The sequence below is a fragment of the Mesorhizobium sp. M4A.F.Ca.ET.090.04.2.1 genome (genome assembly GCF_003999085.1).
Classification (GTDB): Bacteria; Pseudomonadota; Alphaproteobacteria; order Rhizobiales; family Rhizobiaceae; genus Mesorhizobium.
Window position 1 is genome coordinate 1 of sequence record NZ_RZOT01000562.1, and the last position, 3866, is coordinate 3866.

Here is a 3866-nt window from a genome sequence, read left to right on the forward strand (position 1 = left end):
GTCGATTCACCGGTGCTGTCGCCAGGGCTGCTGGCATCGGGCCCTCCCCTGGAAAAGCCGATCGACCTTCGCCACTACACGCTGCTGCACGAGGAGAACCGCCAGGGTTGGGCGCGCTGGTTCCAGGCCGCCGGCGTGCCCGCCGACGCGGTACCCGCGCGGGGTCCGATGCTGGCAGACATCTCACTTTCCAAGCAGGCAGCGTTGCTCGGCCACGGCGTGGCGCTCGGCGATCTTTTGCAGATCGGCGAGGAACTCGCGTCAGGCACTTTGATAAAGCCGTTCGACATCGATGTTGCTTCCGGCGCCTATTGGCTGGTGGCCAGGAGCTTGCGGGATCTGCCGGAACCCGCCAAGGCGTTCGCCGACTGGATCAGAAGCGAGTTCGCCGTGACCGGAAGAACTGCCTAGCCCGATCCTTAAGCCGCCTGCCCGGCGCGTTTCCTCTCGATCTGGCCGATGGCGTCGACCACAGCATCGAAGGTCAGCATGGTCGAGGCATGGCGCGCCTTGTAGTCGCGCACCGGCTCAAGGAATTTGAGGTCGGCGAAACGGCCTTCAGGCGGCGCGCCGTTTTCCTTCAACATCTTCAGCATGGTTTCGCGCACAGCGCGCAACTCATCCGCGTGCGCGCCGACGACATTCTGGGCCATGATCGAGGACGAGGCCTGGCCGAGCGCGCAGGCCTTCACGTCATGCGCGAAATCGGTGACGACGTCGCCGTCCATCTTCAGGTCGACGGTGACGGTCGAACCGCACAGTTTGGAATGCGCGCGCGCCGTCGCGTCGGGGTGGTCAAGCCGACCGACGCGCCCGATGTTTCCGGCGAAGCCCAGGATTTTCGCATTGTAGACGTCGTCGATCATTTTTTTCCAATCTGTCGCCGCCCAACGAACAGGGTTTGCCGCTGATGCGTCTTTCATTCGCTCGGCACGACCATATATAATGCTGGCAGTCGGGCATCGACAAGGCAACCAAGCGCCGCCGTCAGTGCCCAAATTTGTTCACGCCGCTTACGGGCTGGAAACCGGGCGAGTTTCTAACACCCGAAAGGTCGTGGTCCGTTCAACTCGTTCCTCCTGAGAGAGGAACTACGGGAGACGCCTTTATGGATGCCGTCATCAAGAAATTCATGCCCCCTTCCGCCTATATGGAAAAGCCCGTCACCGACCGGCCGAGCGAAGCCGAAGTCGAGGCGGCCGTGCGCACGCTGTTGCGCTGGACCGGTGACAATCCGGACCGCGAGGGCCTGATCGACACGCCGAAGCGCGTCACCAAGGCGTTTCGCGAAATGTTCAACGGCTACGACATGTGCCCGGCCGACGAACTTGGCCGCACCTTTGAGGAAGTCGCCGGCTATGACGACCTCGTGCTGGTCAAGGACATTACCTTCCACTCGCATTGCGAACACCACATGGTGCCGATCATCGGCAAGGCGCATGTCGGCTATCTGCCCGACGGCAAGGTCGTCGGCCTCTCCAAGATCGCCCGCGTCGTCGACATCTTCGCCCATCGCCTGCAGACCCAGGAAGCGATGACGGCGCAGATCGCCGGCGTCATCCAGGACGTGCTCAATCCGCGCGGCGTCGCCGTCATGATCGAGGCCGAGCATATGTGCATGGCCATGCGCGGCATCCGCAAGCAGGGCTCCACCACGCTGACCTCGACCTTCACCGGCGTCTTCAAGGACACGCCCGAGGAGCAGGTCCGCTTCGTCACCATGGTGCGCGGCGGCGGGGCCTGAGCGGCCCTCGCCGGCCATCCAAGACAAGGACCGGTGATGTCGGCACTGGAATTCCCGAAAGCTCCCTCGGACAAGAAAGCACTGGAGGAAGGCACCGCCTTCTGCCCGCGCTTCGATGCGGCCGGCCTCGTCACCGCGGTCGTCACCGACGCCGAGGACGGCAAGCTGCTGATGGTGGCGCACATGAATGCTGAGGCCCTGGCGCTGACGCTGGAGACCGGCATCGCCCACTATTGGTCGCGCTCGCGTAACGCGCTGTGGAAGAAGGGCGAGACCTCGGGCAATGTCCAGACCGTCGTAGAGATGCTCACGGATTGTGACCAGGATTCGATATGGCTTCGCGTGAAAGTGTTGGGCCACGACGCAACTTGTCACACCGGTCGACGTTCCTGCTTTTATCGGACGGTGGGGCTGATCGACGGTAAGGCAACGCTTGCCGACGATGGCAGCAGGCCGCTGTTCGATACGGAACAGACGTATCGGAAGCCGGTGTGAACCATTCAATATTCACAAACCACTAATATTCACTATTCTCAAACATCCTTGCTGTAGAAAGGATGTGGGATAAGGGGAGATTATGATGCTCGAATGGGCGTCATTACGTGGCAGACCAGACGTTCGAGAGGCCAATGGCCCCTCCTCGTCCGGCGGCGCATCCGATCAGAAGCCTGGCAAGAAGACGGGTATTTCGCTGGCACTCGGCGGTGGCTGCGCGCGCGGCTGGGCCCATATAGGCGTGCTGCGCGCGCTTGACGAGGCCGGCATCGAAGTGTCGATGATCGCCGGCACCTCGATCGGCGCGCTGGTTGGCGGCTGCTACCTGGCCGGCAAGATGGACGAGTTGGAGGAATTCGCCCGCAGCCTGACCAAGCGTCGCATCTTCGGCCTCCTCGATCTCAACCTGCGCGGCAGCGGCCTGTTCGGCGGCATGAAGCTCGACGCAAGGCTGCGCGAGCATCTGGCCGGCATCCGCTTCGAGGATTTGTCGAAGCCCTTCGTCGCCGTCACCTCGGAAATCCGCACCGGCCACGAGATCTGGCTGTCCAAGGGCTCGCTGATCACGGCTATGCGCGCCTCCTACGCGCTGCCCGGCGTGTTCGAGCCGGTGAATTGCAACGGCCGCATTCTGGTCGACGGCGCGCTGGTCAACCCGGTGCCGGTTTCGGTTTGCCGCGCCTACGAGCAGCCGCTCGTCGTGGCGGTCAACCTCCACTATGACCTGTTCGGCCGCGCCGCCGTCATCAAGCACAGCGCCGGTGAACTGGTCATTGAAAAGGACGCGCCGGGACCCGGCAGGGCCGACAGTGTGCACCAGTCGCACCAGACGCGGCTCGGCATCACCGGCGTCATGGTCGAAGCCTTCAACATCATCCAGGACCGGATCTCGCGCGCCAGGCTCGCCGGCGATCCGCCCGATATGTCGCTGCAGCCCAAGCTCAGCCATATTGGCCTGACCGAATTCCATCGCGCCGACGAGGCGATCCGCCTCGGCTACCAGGCGACGATGGCGCAGATAAACGAACTGACCCGCCTGCAGACCGTTCTGGCCTGATCTCAAGCTACAGCCAGGTTTTCAAGCAAGCGCCGCGTCGGTGATGCGGAACTGCACCGTCCGGTTGCCGTTCCAGTAATTGCCGGACAGCGACCCGGCGACATGCACCGTCTTGCCCCGGTTCCTGAACAGGAATTCGCCGAGTGCCGTATCGACGGCGCGAAAGGCGATCGCCTGGATGCGGCCACCGCTTTGCGACTGCAGCTCGGCGCGGATGTGGTTGGTGCCGACCGGTCGCGCATCGGTCAGCCGGTGGCGCGGCAGCGCGAACACCGGCGCCACATGGCCGGCGCCGAACGGGCCGGCCTGTTCCAGCGCATCGAGCAGGGAGAGCGTCGCGCCCTCGGCGGCGAGCGCGCCATCGATCGCCAGGCTTTCCTCGTCCTGCAGCCGGAACACGTCGGCCGCCGCGCGCTCCTCGAAGAAGGCCCTGAGAGCGCCGAGCCCGGCCCGCTCCACCGTGATGCCGGCCGCCATGCCATGGCCGCCGCCCTTGACGATCAGCCCGGCATCGGCCGCCTCGCGCACCAGCCGGCCGAGATCGAATCCCGACACCGAGCGGCCCGAGCC

Annotated in this window: 6 protein-coding genes; 4 read left to right on the forward strand and 2 right to left on the reverse strand. The window is 64.2% G+C overall.

Features of this window, described 5'->3' with window-relative positions:
- On the forward strand, positions 1-411 hold a 411-nt coding region (locus tag EN781_RS28065; protein WP_245492670.1), incomplete at its 5' end, for a LysR substrate-binding domain-containing protein.
- 8 nt (positions 412-419) lie between these two features.
- Here the strand turns inward: EN781_RS28065 and EN781_RS28070 are convergent.
- On the reverse strand, positions 420-866 hold the full coding sequence (locus EN781_RS28070) for an iron-sulfur cluster assembly scaffold protein (protein WP_126054254.1): 447 nt from the start codon (positions 864-866) through the stop codon (positions 420-422).
- Between the two features lie 242 nt (positions 867-1108).
- Between EN781_RS28070 and folE the strand changes: the two genes are divergently transcribed.
- The 3 genes from folE to EN781_RS28085 all read left to right on the forward strand — a co-directional run bounded on the left by folE (position 1109) and on the right by EN781_RS28085 (position 3296).
- Positions 1109-1744: a GTP cyclohydrolase I FolE gene (folE, locus tag EN781_RS28075; RefSeq protein WP_126054253.1), complete on the forward strand. Its 636-nt coding sequence runs from the start codon at positions 1109-1111 to the stop codon at positions 1742-1744.
- A gap of 36 nt (positions 1745-1780) precedes the next feature.
- The gene (gene hisI / locus EN781_RS28080; protein ID WP_126054252.1) at positions 1781-2239 is read left to right on the forward strand and encodes a phosphoribosyl-AMP cyclohydrolase; all 459 of its coding nucleotides are present in this window, start codon (positions 1781-1783) and stop codon (positions 2237-2239) included.
- Between the two features lie 85 nt (positions 2240-2324).
- On the forward strand, positions 2325-3296 hold the full coding sequence (locus EN781_RS28085) for a patatin family protein (RefSeq protein ID WP_126054251.1): 972 nt from the start codon (positions 2325-2327) through the stop codon (positions 3294-3296).
- Between the two features lie 21 nt (positions 3297-3317).
- Here the strand turns inward: EN781_RS28085 and EN781_RS28090 are convergent.
- Positions 3318-3866: DHHA1 domain-containing protein (locus EN781_RS28090; protein ID WP_245492671.1), on the reverse strand; the 549-nt coding region annotated here is incomplete at its 5' end.

Coding starts and splice junctions, on each gene's coding strand:
- EN781_RS28085 (WP_126054251.1), top strand. CDS start 2,325: ATGCTCGAATGGGCGTCATTACGTGGCAGACCAGACGTTCGAGAGGCC.
- hisI (WP_126054252.1), top strand. CDS start 1,781: ATGTCGGCACTGGAATTCCCGAAAGCTCCCTCGGACAAGAAAGCACTG.
- folE (WP_126054253.1), top strand. CDS start 1,109: ATGGATGCCGTCATCAAGAAATTCATGCCCCCTTCCGCCTATATGGAA.
- EN781_RS28070 (WP_126054254.1), bottom strand. CDS start 866: ATGATCGACGACGTCTACAATGCGAAAATCCTGGGCTTCGCCGGAAAC.